A 16,844-nucleotide genomic window follows, 5' to 3' on the forward strand; every position below is an offset into this window, starting at 1 on the left:
CGGTCGCCATGCAGCTGATCGACATCGGTGCAAATCTCACCCACGACAGTTTCGACCACGATCGCGACGCCGTGCTGCAACGCGCGCGCGATGCGGGCGTGCGCCGCATGGTGGTCACCGGCGCCAGTCGCGAGCATTCGCCCAAGGCGCTCGAGCTGGCGCAGGCGCATCCCGGGTTCCTGTACGCGACCGCCGGCGTACACCCGCATCACGCGGTGGAATACACCGCGGAATGCGACGCCGAAATGCGCGCGCTGCTGGCGCATCCGGAAGTAGTGGCGGTGGGCGAATGCGGACTCGACTACTTCCGCGATTTCGCGCCGCGTCCGGCGCAGCGCAAGGCGTTCGAACGCCAGCTGCAGATCGCGGCCGACACCGGCAAGCCGCTGTTCCTGCACCAGCGCGACGCGCATGACGATTTCGTCGCGATCATGCGCGAGTTCGAAGGGCGGATCGGCCCGGCGGTCGTGCACTGCTTCACCGCCGGCCGTCGCGAGCTGTTCGAATGCCTCGATCGCGACTGGTACATCGGCATCACCGGCTGGCTCTGCGACGAACGTCGTGGCCAGCACCTGCGCGAACTGGTGGGCAACATCCCGGCGCAGCGGCTGATGGTGGAGACCGACGCGCCGTACCTGCTGCCGCGTACGCTCAAGCCATTGCCGAAGGACCGCCGCAACGAACCGGCCTTCCTGCCGCACATCGTCGAGGAACTGGCGCGCGATCGCGGCGAGCCGGTCGAGGTCACCGCCGCAGCGACGACCGCGAGCGCGGAGGCGTTCTTCCGGCTGCCCTGAGCGCGCGCCGGCCACCCTTCCTGCCGGGGTGGCAGCGCGGATCCCGGGGGCGGACCTCTCCTGCTGCACCGGGACGCGCCTGCGTCGTCCGGGAACGACGCCGACGCATCGAACGGGCGGCGCGGCATGCCTGGCCCGGTGCAACGAACTGCGCGGCCGGAGGCCGCGGACCCCCGGGAAAGCGGACGGCTTGCGACGTTGATCGGCGCGGGGGATCTGCCCAGCTGCCCGCGTCAGGTCCCCGACGGCATCAACAGCAACAGGCCGGCGCCCAGCACGATGCGATAGATCGCAAAGCCGGTGAAGCGGTGACGCTTGATGTAGGCCAGCAGCCATTTCACGACAAGGAAGCCGGTGACCATGGCCGCCAGGAAGGCGATCGCGACGTCACCCCAGGCTTCCTCGCCCAGGCCCTGGTCGCGCCAGAGTTCCAGGAACGCATAGGCGCTGGCGGCGAACATCGTCGGAATGCCGACCAGGAACGCGAACTCGGCCGCCGCCGAACGCCGGCTCAGGCCCAGCAGCATAGCCAGGAAGATCGTCATCGCCGAACGCGAGGTACCCGGGAACACGCCGGCCACCACCTGGCCAAGGCCCACGGCGATCGCGACCGTCCAGGTGACATGGGCGTTGTCGCCGCGCTTCTCGGCGAAGTGCTCGGCCACCAGCATCCACACGCCACCGATGATCAGGGCCCAGGCGATCGGTGTCACCGTCTCGGGCAGCTCCCAGCCCGCCAGGCGCACCGGCAGGCCGACCAGCGCCGTCACCAGGAAGGCCACGGCGATCTTCATCGCGTAGTCGCGGTTCTCGCGCTCGCGCAGACCGGTGCTCAGATCCCAGATGCGCTGGCGGTACACCAGGGTGATCGCGACGATCGCGCCGGCCTGGATGACGATGTTGAAGAAGTCCGAGCGTGCCCCGAGCCAGTGCTGGGCGATCAGCAGGTGACCGGTGCTCGAGACCGGGAGGAATTCGGTGATGCCCTCGATGATGCCGAGGACAAGTGCGGAAATCGGATCGGACACGGCAGGCACGCGAAGCGAAGACAAGCGGGCAAGAATACCCCCCGCCCGGGATGCGGCCCACCCTGGCCCGGGAGGGGGGTCAGTCGCGGGTGGCGGTGGCGCCCTGCTTGAGTTCGCGGTAGCGGATCAGCGCGGCCTGCAGATCGCCGTCGAGCGCGGCCTGTTCGCTGCGCTGCTGCTCGAGGATCGCCTGCTGGCGCTCAAGGTCCGCGCGGTGGCTGCGGATGGTGTCGACCAGCGGCCTGGCTACCGCCTGACCCTGCAGTTCGCGCTCGCCGGCCTGGCGCAGCAAGGCCAGCAGGCTGCCGCGCAGGTTGTCGACGCCCATGCGCGAGGTCTTCAGGGCTTCCTCGACCAGCACGATGCGCTCCCCATAGGCGCGACGCAGGTCCGCCTCGGTCGCATACGACTCGACCATCGCCAGCTCGGAGCGGCGCAGGGCGGCCTGCACTTCGGCATCGAGACGGGCCTGCTGCGCGGCCGCCGCGGCGGCGCCGCGTTCTTCGGCAGTGGGCGCCCGGCTCACCCGCGCGGTGGTCATGCCGCTGCGCGCGCTGATCTCGGTGCGCTCGGCATCCACTGCAGAGGCGGGCAGGACATCGCCGCAGACGCGCCGGCCGCCTTCGTTCCAGCAGTACACCTTGCGGTCGGCGGCCGGCGCACGCTGGGCGGTCGCAGCGCTCGCGACGCCGGCCAGCAACAGACCAGCCACGAGGCGGATCGGAAGGTTCATGTCGTCCGTCCCCCTGACGGCTGTAAAGCGGTATCAGCGTGTCGGATCGCTGCCATGTCGGGCCCGATAGGCGAGCAGGCGATCGCGCTCTGTCGCCAGTGTCGCGTCCTGGCCCACAAATGCAAGCAGATCGGACAGGCCGGCGATCGCCACGACCGGCACGTCCTGCTCGCGCGCGACGCGCTGCGCCGCCGATTCGGCTGCGTCCTCGGCCACGCGTTCCTGGCGGTCGAGTGCGATCACGATGCCCGCGACCGTGCCGCCGCCGTCGGCGATCAGTGCCAGTGCCTCGCGGATCGCGGTCCCGGCGGTGATCACGTCATCGACGATCAGCACCCGCCGGCCGGCCAGCGGCGCGCCGATCAGGGTCCCGCCCTCGCCGTGCGTCTTGGCCTCCTTGCGGTTGAACGCCACCGGCAGATCACGTCCGCGGCGTGCGTATTCGCAGGCCAGCGCGGTCGCCAGCGGAATGCCCTTGTAGGCGGGCCCGAACAACAGGTCGAAGTCCACGCCGGCGGCGTCCACGGCGTCTGCATAGCATCCGGCGAGCGTCGCGATCGCCGCCCCCGAATCGAAGCGCCCGGCGTTGAAGAAGTACGGGCTGACGCGGCCCGATTTGAGGGTGAATTCGCCGAAGCGCAGGGCGTCGGCCTTCAGTGCGAGCTGCAGGAAGCGGGTGCGATGGTCGGTCATGGCCGGCATTGTCCCATGCCGGGTGCGCGCAACAGCAACCGTTGCGCCCCGGCGCTGCCACCGGGCAGGCTTTCGCCCCCGTCGACAAAGCCCGCGCCCAGGTACAGGGCCAGCGCGACGTGGTTGCGCGCGTGCACGTTCAGCGCCAGTGGCCGGCCGGGATGCCGCGCGGCCAGATCGGCGCAGCACGCCTCCAGGGCGGGGCGCGCGAGGCCAAGACCCTGCCAGGGCGCGCCGAGTGCGAAGGCGCGCAGGGTCACCGTGCGCGGATCGAGGACCTGGTGCGCAGCGGCGGTGGCCACGTAGTCGAGCCGGTAGAACCCGATCACCACGTCGCCCTGCACGATCACCATCGCGTCGCTGTCGGCACTGGCGCGGGCGTTGTCGACGTTGAAGGCGAAATCGCCGGCGTAGGCCGCCTGCCCGGGGCGGAGCACCAGCGCCCGCGCGGCCTCGGCCTGGGCGGCCGAAGCGGGCATCACGCGTGGCGACGGGGCAGGCGACATCCCCCCAGCATAGGGCGGCGGCCGCGGCGGTGCCGGCCGCCAATCCGGTAGGCTTGGCGCCCGGTCCACGTCGCGCCACGCCTGCATGAGAATCGTCAGCTTCAACGCCAACGGCATCCGCTCCGCCACCAGGAAGGGGTTCTTCGACTGGTTCGTCGCCCAGGATGCCGACGTGCTGTGCATGCAGGAGACCAAGGCGCAGGAACACCAGCTGGCCAGCGAGGCCGGTCTGCATGCGGACTTCCTGCCGGCGGGCTACAAGGCGTGGTTCCGCGATGCGACGACGAAGAAGGGTTACAGCGGCGTTGCGATCTATGCCAGGCGCGAGCCGGACGAGATCCGCACCGCGCTCGGCTGGGCGCCGTTCGACGACGAAGGCCGCTACATCGAAGCGCGATTCGGCAACCTAAGCGTGGTGTCGTTCTACATCCCGTCGGGCTCGTCGGGCGAGCTGCGCCAGGGCTTCAAGTTCGAGGTGATGGCCTGGCTCAAACCCATCCTCGATGAGTGGTTGGCCAGCGGCCGCGACTACGTGCTGTGCGGCGACTGGAACATCGTGCGCGCGCGCCACGACATCCGGAACTGGACCAGCAACCAGAAGAATTCCGGCTGCACGCCGCCCGAGCGCGCCTGGCTCAACGGCATGATCGCCGATGCCTGCGGCGACGGCCTGGTCGAGCCGCCGGCGACCGGTTGGCTCGATGCGCTGCGCGTGCTGCGCCCCGATGCACCCGAATACACCTGGTGGAGCAATCGCGGCGCCGCCCGCGCCAACAACGTGGGCTGGCGGATCGACTACCAGTTCATCACGCCTTCGCTGCGCGACCGGGTGCTGGCGTGCGCGGTGCACCCCGAGCCGCGCTTCTCCGACCACGCGCCGCTCGTCGTGGACTACCGCGCATGAGCGGGCCGGCGGCGGCCGCCGACGCGCCGGTCTCCTACAAGGGCTGGCGCGGCATCCGTCGCGCGTTCGCCACGCCGTCGGCGGTCACGATGCTGTTCCTCGGCTTCGGCAGCGGACTGCCGTTCCTGCTGATCGCCTCGCAGACGCTGTCGACGCGGCTTCGCGATGTCGGCCTCGACCTGGGCAGCATCGGCCTGATCAGCCTGGCGAGTTTCTTCTATCTGCTGAAGTTCCTGTGGGCGCCGCTGATCGACCGGTATGCGTTTCCGCTGACCGCGTTCCTCGGGCGGCGTCGGTCGTGGCTGCTGGCGTCGCAGATCGTGGTGATGATCGGTCTGGTCGGGCTGGCATTCACCCGGCCCGATGTGGGCGTCGCGCCCCTGGTGGGCTGGGTGCTGCTGGCCTCGTTCGCCGGTGCCACCCAGGACTCGGTGGTCGACGCCTATCGCATCGAAGTCGCACCGGCCAATGCCCAGGCGGCGCTGGCGGCGACCTATACCCTGGGCTATCGCTTCGGCCTGATCCTCGCCGGTGCCGGGGCGCTGTACCTGGCCGAGTTCCGCGACTGGATCTGGGCGTATCTGGCGATGGCCTCGCTGATGCTGCTGCCGATCATGACCACGCTGCTGTGCCGCGAGCCGGTGGCGCCGGAATCGACCGTGGTGCGGCGGATCGATTTCGTCGGGGCGTTCTGGCAACCGTTCGCGAGCTTCTTCAGCAACAACGGCGTGGCGCTGGGGCTGGCGCTGCTGCTGTTCGTGGGCCTGTTCAAGTTTCCCGACCAGGTGATCGGGGTGATGTCGGGCCCGTTCTATCTCGACTCCGGCTACACCAAGGCCGATATCGCCACGGTGTCGAAGCTGTTCGGCGTGTGGATGGGCATTGCCGGTGCGTTCGCCGGTGGCATCGCGGTCGCGGCGTTCGGTTTCCGGCGGATGCTGCTGGTTGCGACGTTCGGCGTGGCGCTGTCGAATCTCGCCTTCCTGCTGATGGCGCAGAACCCCGGCCAGATCTGGGCGTTCTACGCCGCGATCTCGGCCGACAACCTGTTCCAGGGCTTCGCCGGCGTGGTGCTGATCGCCTTCATGTCGTCGTTGACCGACCGCAACTTCACCGCCACCCAGTTCGCGCTGCTGGTATCGCTGGCGAACCTGCCGGGCAAGTTCGCAGGCGGCGTCTCGGGCTATCTGGTGGAGGCGACGTCGTACTCGACGTTCTTCGTGCTCAGCGCGCTGACGGTCCTGCCGACGCTGCTGCTGCTCGCCTGGCTGTGGCGGCGCATCAGGGAAACGCCGCAGCAGGCGCCCGTCGCGTCGCCGGCCGCCTGATCGCGACAGAGGGTCTGCTGGCGGGGTGCTGCGCAGGCGATGCGATGCGCAGAGCCGCCGGTGAGCCGGCATCGTGCGGGCCCTGGATCATGGGTGCCGACCCGAGCGGCGGCGAGCCGGCCGGACGCGTGAGCGCGATCGTTGCGCGCCTCCGGTGCGACAGGAGTCAAGTCCGCCGTACGGGCGCTCCGCAGGTGGCGGCCTGCGCCTGACAGCCGAGCGGCGTGGCCTGCTGGCGCACACGTGCGCGGCTGACACCTGCACTTCGAAGCGGCGTCCGCGACTCCGGCGCCTTCGCACGCCGGGCGTGGCACGTGGGTCGGGGCGACTGATCAGGCCCCCGGCGTCAGGCGGGGTGGATGACCCCGAGCACGCGCGGCCCGGCCGCACCGGTCACCGAAGGCAGGTTGCCGGGCCGGCCGAGCAGGGTCTGCCGGGCGAGCCAGGCAAACCCCATCGCCTCCATGTGGTCGGGGTCGATCCCGTGGAGCGCGCTGGACTCCACCACCATGCCGGGCATCGCCTCGCCCAGCGCCCGCATCAGCGCAGGGTTGTGCACGCCGCCGCCGCAGCCGATCAGCCGCGCCGTGCGCGGCTGCATCGCGCCCAGGGCGTCGGCGATGGTTGTGGCACTGAGCGCCAGCAGCGTGGCCTGCACGTCGGCGACGGTCTCGTCGCCGCGCAATGCGCTCTCCACCCAGCCCAGGTGGAACTGGTCGCGCCCGGTCGATTTCGGCGCAGGCAGCGCGAACCAGGGCTCGGCGCGCAGCCGCGCCAACAGCGCCGCATCCACCCGGCCGGCAGCGGCCAGCGCGCCGCCGCGGTCGAAGGCTGCGCCGGTATGGCGCAGGCACCACGCATCCATCAGCCCGTTCGCCGGACCCGTATCGAACCCGCGCACCGCGCCGCCGTCGCCGGGCAGCAGGGTCAGGTTGGCGATGCCGCCGAGGTTGAGCACTGCGCGATCCTCGCCGGGCGTGCGCAGCAGCGCAGCGTGCAGCGCGGGCAGCAGCGGCGCGCCATGGCCGCCGGCGGCGACGTCCCGGCGGCGGAAATCGGCCACGGTCGCCACGCCGGTGCGCTCGGCGATGCGGGCGCCATCGCCGAGCTGCAGCGTGAAAGGTGCGACGCCGTCGTGGTCGCGCCCGTTCGGACGGTGGCGCAATGTCTGGCCGTGCGAGCCGATCGCGGCGATGTCGGCCGGGCCGAGGGCGGCGTCCCGGATCGCCTCGTTTGCCGCATCGGCGAACGCATCGGCGATGCGCACGTCGAGGTCACCGACGTCGTCGAGGGTCAACAGGGCCGTCTGCTGTCCGAGCGTCACCAGGCGCTCGGCGAGCGCGGGATCCCAGGGGTAGGTGGCGCCGAAGACCAGCTGCGCGGCGAGGGTGCCGTCTGCGCGGTCGTCGAAGCGGACGATCGCCGCATCGATCCCGTCGGCACTGGTGCCCGAGATCAGGCCGAGGAACAGGTCGGACATGGCGAGGCAGGCCGGACGCGGGAGGGGTGGAACCGAAACGCCCGGCAGGCGCCGGGCGTTTGTGTGATCAGCCGCGGTCGTTGCTGCTGCGGGGGGCGCCGGCGACCTGGCGGTCGGGATCGGGCCTGGCCGGCAGCTCGGCGTAGATGATGTTCTCGACCTCGCGGATCCGAGCCAGCGCCGGGCCGGTCTGCTGGCGGAACTGCGCCAGCGCGGCGCCGCTGAGCGGATCGGGCTCGGGCATCGTGTGCTGCAGCGGATTGCGGTGTGCGCCGTTGACGCGGAATTCGTAGTGCAGGTGCGGGCCGGTCGACAGGCCGGTGGTGCCGACGTAGCCGATCACGGTGCCCTGCGACACGCGCTGGCCCTGACGGATGTTGCCGAAGCGCGACATGTGCGCATACAGCGTGGTGTGGCCGCGGCCGTGGTCGAGCACCACGGTGTTGCCGTAACCGCCCTGGACGCCGCGGAACTGCACGCGGGCATCGCCGGCGGCCATGATCGGGGTGCCGGTCGGCGCGGCGTAGTCCACGCCCTTGTGCATGCGCATCGTGCCCAGCACCGGATGACGGCGGCTGCCGAAGCGCGAGCTCAGGCGGGCGTACTGGATCGGCATGCGGATGAAGCTCTTCTTCAGCGGCCGGCCATCGGCGTTGTAGTACTCGGCCTTGCCGTCCTGCTCGTAGCGGAACGCGCTGAAGGGCTTGCCCTTCGCGGTGAACACCGCCGCCTGCACCGGACCGGTGCGGATCAGCTCGCCTTCGCGCCAGACCTGCTCGACGACCACGCTGAAGCGGTCGTTCTGGGTCACGTCGGAATTGAAGTCGATGTCGTACTTGAAGACTTCGTCGGTCAGCGTGTTGATGTTCGCGCCCGACAGGCCCATCTTGCGCGCCGAATGGAACAGCGAGCGGCCGACCTTGCCGCTGATCACCACGTTGCGGATCTCCACCGGCCGCTCGATGACCTGCTCGGCGACCGCATCGCCGGAGACGGTGAGCTCGACGCGCTCGGTGTCGCTGCGGTCGTAGCGCAGCTTGTTGAGGCTGCCGTCGGTCGCGAGATCGAAGCCGAGTTCGGTGCCGGGACGCATGCGGGTCAGCTTGGCCTTGGCGTCGGGCAGTTCGAGGATGCGATGCATCGTCGAGGCGGGCAGGTCGAGACTCGCGAAGATCGAGCCCAGGGTCTGGCCGCGCTCGACGGTGACCAGCTGCCAATTGTCGTGGGTCTGCGCATTGCGCTGCGCTGCGGTCAGCGGCGGCAACGCCAGCGACATCGTGACCAGATCGTGCTGTGGCTGCTGTGCATCGTCGCGCATCGCCTGCGACAAGCCGGGCACCAGGGTGACCACCAGCACGCCGAGAGTCGCGAACAGACTGCCGTGCGCCCAGTCGCGGCGGGTCCAGCGACCGGGGTACAACCTGCTGCGAACGGGCTGCTCCTGCGCCTTGTTCCGGGCCGCAGCCTGCAGGTTGTCCTGGAGTACCTGCTGATGGTGCGCATCGCCTGGTAGCGGGGCAAGAGTCGTCATCGTGCGGGTCCTGAGGGCGTGAACGGCGTGTCAGGGGCGTAACATAGAGATGTGAGGTCCACGCGTCAAATGCTTGAGCGGACAGGAAATTTTGTTTTCCGGGCCGCGTAACGAAGCCTTAACCAGCGGCTCGCATTCACCTAGCCATACCGAGATTCCATCGATGCCCCTGCCCTCTGCCACCGCCCCGCTGGACCTGATCGCCCGCGGGACCGACGAAATCCTCAAGCGCGAGGATCTGCAAGCCCGTCTCGACACCGGACGCCCGCTGCGGATCAAGGCCGGTTTCGACCCCACCGCCCCGGATCTCCACCTGGGCCACACGGTGCTGCTCAACAAGCTGCGGCAGTTCCAGGACCTCGGCCACACGGTGATCTTCCTGATCGGCGACTTCACCGGGATGATCGGCGACCCCTCGGGCAAGAGCGCCACCCGCAAGCCGCTCTCGCGCGAGGACGTGCTGGCGAATGCCGAGACCTACAAGGCGCAGGTATTCAAGGTGCTGGACGAGGCCAGGACGGAAGTCCGCTTCAACTCCGAGTGGTTCGGCGCGATGGGCGCGGCCGACATGATCCGTCTGGCCTCCTCGCACACCGTGGCGCGCATGCTCGAGCGCGACGATTTCGCCAAGCGCTACGCCGGCCACCAGCCGATCGCGATCCACGAGTTCCTGTATCCGCTGGTACAGGGTTACGACTCGGTCGCGCTCAGGGCCGACGTCGAGTGCGGCGGCACCGACCAGAAGTTCAACCTGCTGATGGGCCGCGGCCTGCAGGAAAGCCACGGCCAGGCGCCGCAGGTGGTGCTGACCATGCCGCTGCTGGTCGGGCTCGACGGCGTCAACAAGATGGGCAAGTCGCTCGGCAACTACATCGGCGTGACCGAGCCGGCGATCGACATGGTCAACAAGACGATGAAGATCGGCGATGCACTGATGTGGGACTGGATCGAGTTGCTGAGCTTCGACATCGGCATCGACGAAGCCAGGGAGCTCAAGGCCCAGGTGGAAGCGGGCAGCCTGAACCCGCGCGACGTGAAGCTGCGCTTGGCGCGCGAGATCGCGACACGCTTCCACGACGCCGACGCGGCCGAGACCGCGATCCGCGGCTGGCAGGTCGCGATCTCCGGCGAAGGCGATGTGTCGCTGCTGCCGCTGCAGGACGTCACCGTGCCGGCCGATGGCCTGCGGATCGGTGCGCTGCTGACCGCCGCGGGCATTACGCCGAGCAATTCGGAAGCCAATCGCAAGCTCAAGGAGCGCGCGGTCAAGATCGACGGCGCGGTGGTCGAAGACGCGGGTCTGGAGTTCAGGCCCGGCTTCGAAGGCGTGCTGCAGGTCGGCAAGCGCAATTTCGCGCGGGTGCGGCTGGTCGCGGGCTGAAGGATCCTGTGCCCTCCCCCGCCCGGGAAGGGCGCGACGGGCGGATGCGGGGCCCGGCGCTCACAGCCTCTCACCGTCACTCGACGCGCCTGACCTCTCCCGAAAGCAGGGGGATGCAAGCGCGCCGCCGCGACGCGCCTGTCCAGTTCAATCACTCGGGGCGGTCGGTGCGAAGCGGATTCCGTCAGTCCGGCGTGCTTCGACGCGCCGGCGCCGCACGCGCGGCATCGCTCGTCACTCGTCGCGCATTGAACTCGCTGTCGGCGTCCCACCGCGGCCAGTGTTCGCCATTGGCGAGCATCTCGGCCAGGCGATATACCGTGCGCGTGTCCGCCGTGGGGCCGGCCATGTCCCAGCTGGCGTCGAAGGCGTCGCCGGGCTGGTGGTAACGGTGGCTGAAGTAATCCGCGCGCGCGGCCTTGCCGCCTTCGACGCCACCATCGAGCTGGTCCATGCCGGGGCCGATCGTGATCGCCGGCACGCCGGCCTGGGCAAAGGCGAAGTGGTCGGCGCGGTAGAACAGGCCGGCTTCGAGATTGGGATCCGGCGACCAGTCACGCCTATCGATCGCGGCCGCGGTGGCCAGATCACGCTCGAGTGACACCCGGCCCTTGCCCCAGGACGAGATGTCGCGCGTCTCGCCATCGGGACTCCACATTTCCATGTTGAGGACTGCCGCCGTCGTCTCCAGCGGGCGCAGCGGATGGGCCACGTAATACGTTGCTCCGAGCAGGCCGTTTTCCTCCGCCGTCAGCGCGATGAACTGCAGCGTGCGCGCCGGGCGCGGACCAGCTGCGAAGACGCGGGCGAGTTCAAGCATCGAGGCGATCGCGGTGGCGTTGTCGACCGCGCCGTTGATGATCGCGTCGCCGGCGGCGTCGGGCTCGCCGATGCCGAAGCTGTCCCAGTGTCCGGACACGACCACCGTTTCATCCGGCCGCGATGCGCCTGGCAGCACGCCGACGACGTTGTGGCTGGCCACGCGCTCGCGCTTGACCTCGAACGCGATATCCAAAGTGGCATCGCCGAGCGCGCCGCCCCGGAAGCCGTGCTGCTGCGCGCGGCGCTTCTCTGCATCGAAGTCGAGGCCGGCGTCCTGGAACAGTCGTTCGGCGACGTGCCGTTGCATCCAGCCACGCACGGGCAGGTGATGGGCCTCGGCATTGGCACGGACGATGTCGTACTGCGGTCCGGCGCGTCCGTTGCGCACCGTCGCCCAGGGGTACGAGGCCGGCTCGGTCTCGTGCACGATCAGCACGCCGGCGGCGCCGCGCTTCGCGGCTTCCTCGTACTTGTAGGTCCAGCGGCCATACAAGGTCAGCGCGCGACCGCCGAATGGGCCGGGCTCGGCGGCATCGAAGTCCGGATCGTTGATCAGCACCACCACGATCTTGCCGGCGACATCGAGCCCTGCGTAGTCGTCCCAGTCGAGTTCCGGAGCGGTAATGCCGTAACCGGCGAATACCAGCGGCGCTGCCGACAGGTCCACGCCCGTCCCGGGGCGCAGGGTTTCCACCGCGATGTCGTCCCCATTGGCCAGCGTGCGGGTGGCGCCGCCCGCATGCAGCCGTGCAGTCACCGGGCCGTCGATCGTGCTGCGCTCGAGCGTGACCGCCTGGGTCCAGCCGCCCGCGTCACCGCCCGGTTCGAGACCGGCCTGCGCGAACTGCCCGCTGAGATAGGCGACGGTCCTGTCCTCGCCTTCGGTCGTCGGCGCGCGGCCCTGGAAGTCGTCCGAGGCCAGGACCGACAGGTGTCGGGCGAGATGGTGGCCCTGGATGCCGCCCCCGGGAACCACGGCTGACGCAGTCGCTGGCCCCGCGGAGCCCGCGGGTACCTCGGCGCGTGAAGGCGGACAGGCGGCGAGCAACAAGGCGCAAGCCAGCGCGCTCATGCGGGGCAGGGTCGACATCGGCAGTCCACGGTCGGGCGTGCGGCCATGATGCCGCAGGTGGGCGATGCTCCTTCGATTGGCTACAGTGGCCATCGGCTTCCCGCTCTGGAGTTCCCGATGATGCGTCGTCTGCGCAGTGCACCGCCCTACCTGTTCGCTGCCGCGCTCGCGCCGATGCTGGCCCTGGCCGCCTGCGCGCCGGCGCCCGAAGAAACGTTCGAGGAAGAGCTGCCCGCAGCCAGCGCGGCGGATGCCGACACCGGCGCGGGCAGCGCGATCGAAACCGAGTTCGGCAACACCTCGGGGGCAGCGGCGCCCGGCGCCGAGCCTGAGGCGACTCCCTGCGACACCGAAGCCTTGCAGAGCCTGATCGGCGAACAGGGCAGCGAAGCGGTGTACGCCCGCGCGACGCAGGAGTCCGGGGCCAGTTCCTACCGCGCCCTGGGGCCCAGCGACATGGCGACGATGGATTTCCGGCCCGACCGGCTGAACATCGATCTCGATGCGGACGGCAGGATCACGGGCTTCCGCTGCGGCTGATCCGCGGTACGCCTGGACGTCGCACAACGCCCGGCCTCGAGCCGGGCGTTGCAGTCCGGGATCCCGGAAAACATCGAGCCGTCGTCCGACGCACGTCGAGAATCGACCGGCTCCGAACTGCTGTTTGCGGCATCGGCCGCCCCTCGGCGCCGGCTCAGCGCTCGTCACCCTTCCGTTTGAAGTCCACCGGCTGACCATCGCCGCGACGGGTCCAGCGCCCACTGGCCTCGCGTTCGCAACCGCGCGAAACCGGTTCGCCCGGCCGATCCGGCCGACTGGCGCACAGCGGGTCCGCATCGACGCGGATTGGTGTCGCGGTATTCACAGGAGCCGCAGCCTGCGAGCAGCAGGATCGTGAGCAGGGTGACCGGAGTGCGCATGTGTCGCCTCCGCTGCAAGGGCGCGTGGACGATCGCAGAGCAGGCCAGGCGCCGCAATGCGGATCGGCGTCGGTTGGCGGGTACGCCGGTGACACGACCGCAAGCACTTCGATCGCGTCTCGATCGCGTCGCCGGATCGCCATCCTCCATTGCGCGGGCGCCGCGTGATCGAACGCGCGACGGCGGTACCCGGTTCCGAGCCCGCGCTCTGGCGGGAGCGTCGCAGACAGTCGGGGCCGCGCGGGCCAGTCGGTACCGGTCACACTTCGCGGTGCCCGTCGGCGCAATCCTGCGCCCTAGGGTTGGTCCGGGGGTGCGGGCGGCACGCATGCGAGCGAAGCTGCCATCGAGGTCCTGTCCATGTCGGTGTCGCCATGACCACGATCCTGTCCACCTCACTGACAGCCGGCGTCGGTCCTTGGCGCAGCGATGACGGCAACACCGCCCGCCAGCACGTCGTCGAACGCGGCGAGACCCTCTCGGCGATCGCGCAGCGATTCGGAACCGATGTCGCGGCGCTGCTCGCGGCCAATCCGCAGGTCCACAATCCGGACGTGATCTATCCCGGCGACACCCTGGCGATACCGGCCGGCGCCGGGGGCGTCGCGGTGCGTCCCGGCGACACGCTGTGGGGCATCGCCTCCGCCCATGGCACGACAGTCCCGGCGTTGCTGGCGGTCAATCCCGAGATCCGCAACCCCGACGTCCTGCAGGTCGGCCAGATCGTCGCCTTGCCGGGCGCCGGCGCCGCGCAGCCTTCGCTGGGCCCGGCCGACCCTGCACCCCGGCCGGACACCGGCGCGTACCGTCTAGGCGGCCTGTCCGAGCAGTACGAAACGGGTGGGCGAGGCCCGGGCACCGTGTCGAGCGGCATCGACGATCCCGGCGGCGTCTCCTACGGCACTTACCAGCTGGCAACCAGTCGCGGACGTCCGCAGGAGTTTCTCGCCAGCGAAGGCAGCGCGTGGGCACCGGAATTCGCAGCCTCGGCGCCGGGCAGCGCGGCGTTCAGCGCGACCTGGCGCGAGATCGCGGCACGCGAGCCGCAGGCCTTCGGCGATGCGCAGCACGGTTTCATCCGGCGCACGCACCACGACGTGCAGGTCGAACGCGTGGCCGCCGACACCGGCCTCGACATCTCGACGCGTTCGCAGGCGGTGCAGGATGCGGTCTGGTCGACCGCGGTCCAGCACGGTCCGGCGAACAACGTGGTCATCACCGCGGTACGCGATGTCGAGGCCCGGGGGCTGTCACCTGACGATGGCGTCGCCTACGACCGCGCGCTGATCGACGCGATCTACGACGAACGCGGCCGCCGCGGCGTGGATGGCGCGCTGGTCCACTTCCCGAGCGCGCCGGCGTCGACGCAGGAGAGCGTGGCCAACCGCTTCGCCCGTGAGCGTGCCGATGCACAGGCGATGCTCGGCTGATACCGGCGCGCTCCACGGGGCGTGCGGATGGACGAAGCTGGGCGGTGTCCGTCGCCTTTCGTGAGGTCATGATGCTCAAGTCCTGCACTGCCATCGCCCTGACACTCCTTGTTGCAGCTTGTGGTGACAGGCCGGCCGAGGCGCGGGCGCAGACCCTGCCGTCGTCCAGAACGCCGAAAACGGACCCGGCAGCCCCCGTGACTGCTCCGGCCGCGTCTCCCGCCGGCGAGTACGCGAGGTCCGGCGCACGTGTCGGCACTCTGGAACTGCGCGACGCCGGGAATGGCGAATGGACCATCCGCCTGCAGGGCGGCGGCGCGCCCATCGAGGGCGCGGGGATGGTGGCCGACTGCGAACTGCATGCCCGAGGCACCCGTGAGGGCGATCGCATCCAAGCGAACGTGGTGCCGTTCGACAGCACGCTGATGTCGGTGACCACAGCCGATCTGCAACGCCGGCCATCAGCCGTGACCGTCACGCTCGAAGGCGACGCGGCCATCGTGGACACCGACTTCGCGCTCTGCGCGATGCAGGCCGATCTCAACGGCCGCTATGTGCGACGAGCGGCGCGTTGAACAGCCGATCGGCGCGCATGGCCAAAACCAGCTGCGCCGGAAAGGACCATAACCGGTTCTGACCGCGACACCTGATCCGGCGATAGGGGCGTCTCCGCGGTCGCGCTGGCCCTGGCCACGGCGCGGTGCAGGGCGTTTGCTCCTCACTCGAGTGACGTAGCGCCCTGTGTCACTGGGCCCGTCACCGTGCGCGCAGCGGGATCGGCGCGACCTCGGGCATCGCCGGTTGCACGCCATGATCCAGGCTGTGGGGGGCAATTCGATCATTGCGCCCCGCCCAGCGCGCAGCCCCATCCCAGCGTCCCTGATGCGCCTCGCTGCGATGCTCGCCGCCGCCCCGGGTCCGCAGGCCAGGAGCGGCCGGTCAGCGACCGGCCTTCAGGGCATCGAGGATGCGCGCACCGGCGCGGCCGTCGTCGGGGCTCAAGCCGATGCGACGCTGCTCGGACTGGATCGCGCGCCGACTTTCGGTGCCGATCATGCCGTCGACCTCGCCGATCGCATGGCCGCGTGCCAGCATCAGCGTCTGCAGTTCGCGACGCTGCGCGCGCGACAGGCCCGGGTCATCGGTCGGCCACGCGGTCATCGGACCGCTGCCGCCACGCAGGCGGTCGGCGAGCGTCGCAATCGCCAGCGCGTAGCTCTCCGCCGCGTTGTAGGAATAGATCGCGTCGTAGTTGCGGAACACCATGAAGGCCGGGCCTTTCGCCCCGGTCGGCACGATGACCGCCGCGCGCGTGTCACCGCTCGGCAGCGCTCCGCCGTCCAGGCGGGTGACGCCGCGTGTGGTCCAGTCGGCCACGGTCTTGCGGTTCGTGCGTCCCGCCTGCGCGGTGTCGAAGCCGGTCGGCAACCTGATCTCGTACCCCCAGGGCTGCCCGGTGCGCCAGCCGGACTGCTTGAGATAGTTCGCCGTCGAGGCCAGCGCGTCGGGAATGCTGTCGACCAGATCGCGGCGGCCATCGCCGTCGAAATCGACCGCGATGCGCGCATAGGTGCTCGGCATGAACTGCGTATGCCCGAATGCCCCGGCCCACGACCCGGTGGTGTCAGGATCGCGCAGATCGCCGTCGTGCATCAGCTTGAGCAGCGCGAGGAACTCGCCGCGGAAGAACGGCTGGCGACGGCCATTGCAGGCCAGGGTCGCCAGTGACACGCGCAGCGGCCGCTTGCCGGAGATGCGCCCGTAATCGCTCTCGACGCCCCACACCGCGACCACGGTCTCTGCGTCCACGCCGTACTGCGCGGCGACGCGGTCGAGCAGTGCGCGGTGCTCGGCCAGCTTCGCGCGACCGTCGGCGACGCGCTCATCGTCGACGAGACCGGCGAGGTAGTCCCACAGCGGTGTGGTGAACTCGGGCTGCGAATCGAGCAGGGGCAGCACCGACATGTCCGGCGTCACGTCGGCGAGCCGGTCGAACGCGGCCGCCGGGATGCCGGCCTTGGCGGCGTCGGCGCGGATGCCGGCCATGCAGCGCGCGAAGGCGGCGGTATCGACCGGGGGCGCGGGAGTCTGCGCGGCGGCGCTGCCGGTGGACAGCAACAGGCCTGCCAAGGCCACGGAGCGGAAACGAAGCGACATGCGAAAGTCCAGCGCGGAGCGGGACCACCACTGTGCACGAGCGCGCGTCTCGCTTGCGTCCC

At 70.1% G+C, this 16,844-nt stretch carries 15 protein-coding genes; 7 read left to right on the forward strand and 8 right to left on the reverse strand.

Going from position 1 to position 16,844, the window contains the following annotated elements:
• Window positions 1-8 precede the first annotated feature (8 nt).
• Window positions 9-797 (forward strand): TatD family hydrolase, encoded by a 789-nt coding sequence (locus CNR27_RS02755; protein ID WP_096300202.1) that lies wholly within the window; start codon window positions 9-11, stop codon window positions 795-797.
• Window positions 798-1,030: 233 nt separating this feature from the next.
• On the opposite strand, the gene CNR27_RS02760 is transcribed toward CNR27_RS02755, so the two are convergent.
• The 4 genes from CNR27_RS02760 to CNR27_RS02775 form a co-directional block, all read right to left on the reverse strand.
• The gene (locus CNR27_RS02760) at window positions 1,031-1,825 is read right to left on the reverse strand and encodes an undecaprenyl-diphosphate phosphatase (RefSeq protein ID WP_096300204.1); all 795 of its coding nucleotides are present in this window, start codon (window positions 1,823-1,825) and stop codon (window positions 1,031-1,033) included.
• Window positions 1,826-1,904: 79 nt separating this feature from the next.
• On the reverse strand, window positions 1,905-2,558 hold the full coding sequence (locus CNR27_RS02765; protein ID WP_096296836.1) for a hypothetical protein: 654 nt from the start codon (window positions 2,556-2,558) through the stop codon (window positions 1,905-1,907).
• A gap of 33 nt (window positions 2,559-2,591) precedes the next feature.
• Window positions 2,592-3,251, reverse strand: coding sequence for an orotate phosphoribosyltransferase (pyrE, locus tag CNR27_RS02770; RefSeq protein ID WP_096296837.1), 660 nt, complete (start codon window positions 3,249-3,251; stop codon window positions 2,592-2,594).
• Entirely contained in the window at window positions 3,248-3,757 is a 510-nt protein-coding gene (locus CNR27_RS02775; RefSeq protein ID WP_157745228.1) for a GNAT family N-acetyltransferase, read from the reverse strand. Before CNR27_RS02775 ends, pyrE begins: the two co-directional genes overlap by 4 nt.
• Before the next feature lie 85 nt (window positions 3,758-3,842).
• On the opposite strand from CNR27_RS02775, the gene CNR27_RS02780 reads away from it, so the two are divergent.
• Together CNR27_RS02780 and CNR27_RS02785 are read left to right on the forward strand one after the other, a co-directional pair.
• Window positions 3,843-4,661 (forward strand): exodeoxyribonuclease III, encoded by an 819-nt coding sequence (locus CNR27_RS02780; protein WP_096296839.1) that lies wholly within the window; start codon window positions 3,843-3,845, stop codon window positions 4,659-4,661.
• A complete protein-coding gene (locus CNR27_RS02785; protein ID WP_096296840.1) occupies window positions 4,658-5,989 on the forward strand; it encodes an AmpG family muropeptide MFS transporter in 1,332 nt (443 codons plus the stop codon). Before CNR27_RS02780 ends, CNR27_RS02785 begins: the two co-directional genes overlap by 4 nt.
• A 346-nt stretch (window positions 5,990-6,335) precedes the next feature.
• On the opposite strand, the gene CNR27_RS02790 is transcribed toward CNR27_RS02785, so the two are convergent.
• Window positions 6,336-7,469 (reverse strand): anhydro-N-acetylmuramic acid kinase, encoded by a 1,134-nt coding sequence (locus CNR27_RS02790; protein ID WP_096296841.1) that lies wholly within the window; start codon window positions 7,467-7,469, stop codon window positions 6,336-6,338.
• Between the two features lie 67 nt (window positions 7,470-7,536).
• Window positions 7,537-9,000 carry a M23 family metallopeptidase gene (locus tag CNR27_RS02795; RefSeq protein ID WP_096296842.1) on the reverse strand — a complete coding sequence of 488 codons (1,464 nt, stop codon included), beginning with the start codon at window positions 8,998-9,000 and terminating at the stop codon, window positions 7,537-7,539.
• 163 nt (window positions 9,001-9,163) lie between these two features.
• Here CNR27_RS02795 and tyrS point away from each other — a divergent pair, with 163 nt between their 5' ends.
• Window positions 9,164-10,381, forward strand: coding sequence for a tyrosine--tRNA ligase (gene tyrS, locus CNR27_RS02800; protein WP_096296843.1), 1,218 nt, complete (start codon window positions 9,164-9,166; stop codon window positions 10,379-10,381).
• Window positions 10,382-10,565: 184 nt separating this feature from the next.
• Here tyrS and CNR27_RS02805 read toward each other — a convergent pair whose 3' ends face one another.
• Entirely contained in the window at window positions 10,566-12,293 is a 1,728-nt protein-coding gene (locus CNR27_RS02805; protein ID WP_245815731.1) for a M28 family metallopeptidase, read from the reverse strand.
• Window positions 12,294-12,392: 99 nt separating this feature from the next.
• On the opposite strand from CNR27_RS02805, the gene CNR27_RS02810 reads away from it, so the two are divergent.
• The 3 genes from CNR27_RS02810 (at window position 12,393) to CNR27_RS02820 (ending at window position 15,200) form a co-directional block, all read left to right on the forward strand.
• Complete coding sequence (locus CNR27_RS02810; protein WP_157745230.1) at window positions 12,393-12,815, forward strand: I78 family peptidase inhibitor; 423 nt, start codon at window positions 12,393-12,395, stop codon at window positions 12,813-12,815.
• 754 nt (window positions 12,816-13,569) lie between these two features.
• Window positions 13,570-14,625, forward strand: coding sequence for a LysM peptidoglycan-binding domain-containing protein (locus CNR27_RS02815; RefSeq protein ID WP_096296845.1), 1,056 nt, complete (start codon window positions 13,570-13,572; stop codon window positions 14,623-14,625).
• Between the two features lie 68 nt (window positions 14,626-14,693).
• Entirely contained in the window at window positions 14,694-15,200 is a 507-nt protein-coding gene (locus CNR27_RS02820; protein WP_222843119.1) for a hypothetical protein, read from the forward strand.
• A 364-nt stretch (window positions 15,201-15,564) separates the two neighbouring features.
• Here CNR27_RS02820 and CNR27_RS02825 read toward each other — a convergent pair whose 3' ends face one another.
• Window positions 15,565-16,782 (reverse strand): lytic murein transglycosylase, encoded by a 1,218-nt coding sequence (locus tag CNR27_RS02825; RefSeq protein ID WP_096296847.1) that lies wholly within the window; start codon window positions 16,780-16,782, stop codon window positions 15,565-15,567.
• Between the last annotated feature and the right edge of the window lie 62 nt (window positions 16,783-16,844).

Source organism: Luteimonas chenhongjianii (assembly GCF_002327105.1).
Taxonomy (GTDB): domain Bacteria; phylum Pseudomonadota; class Gammaproteobacteria; order Xanthomonadales; family Xanthomonadaceae; genus Luteimonas; species Luteimonas chenhongjianii.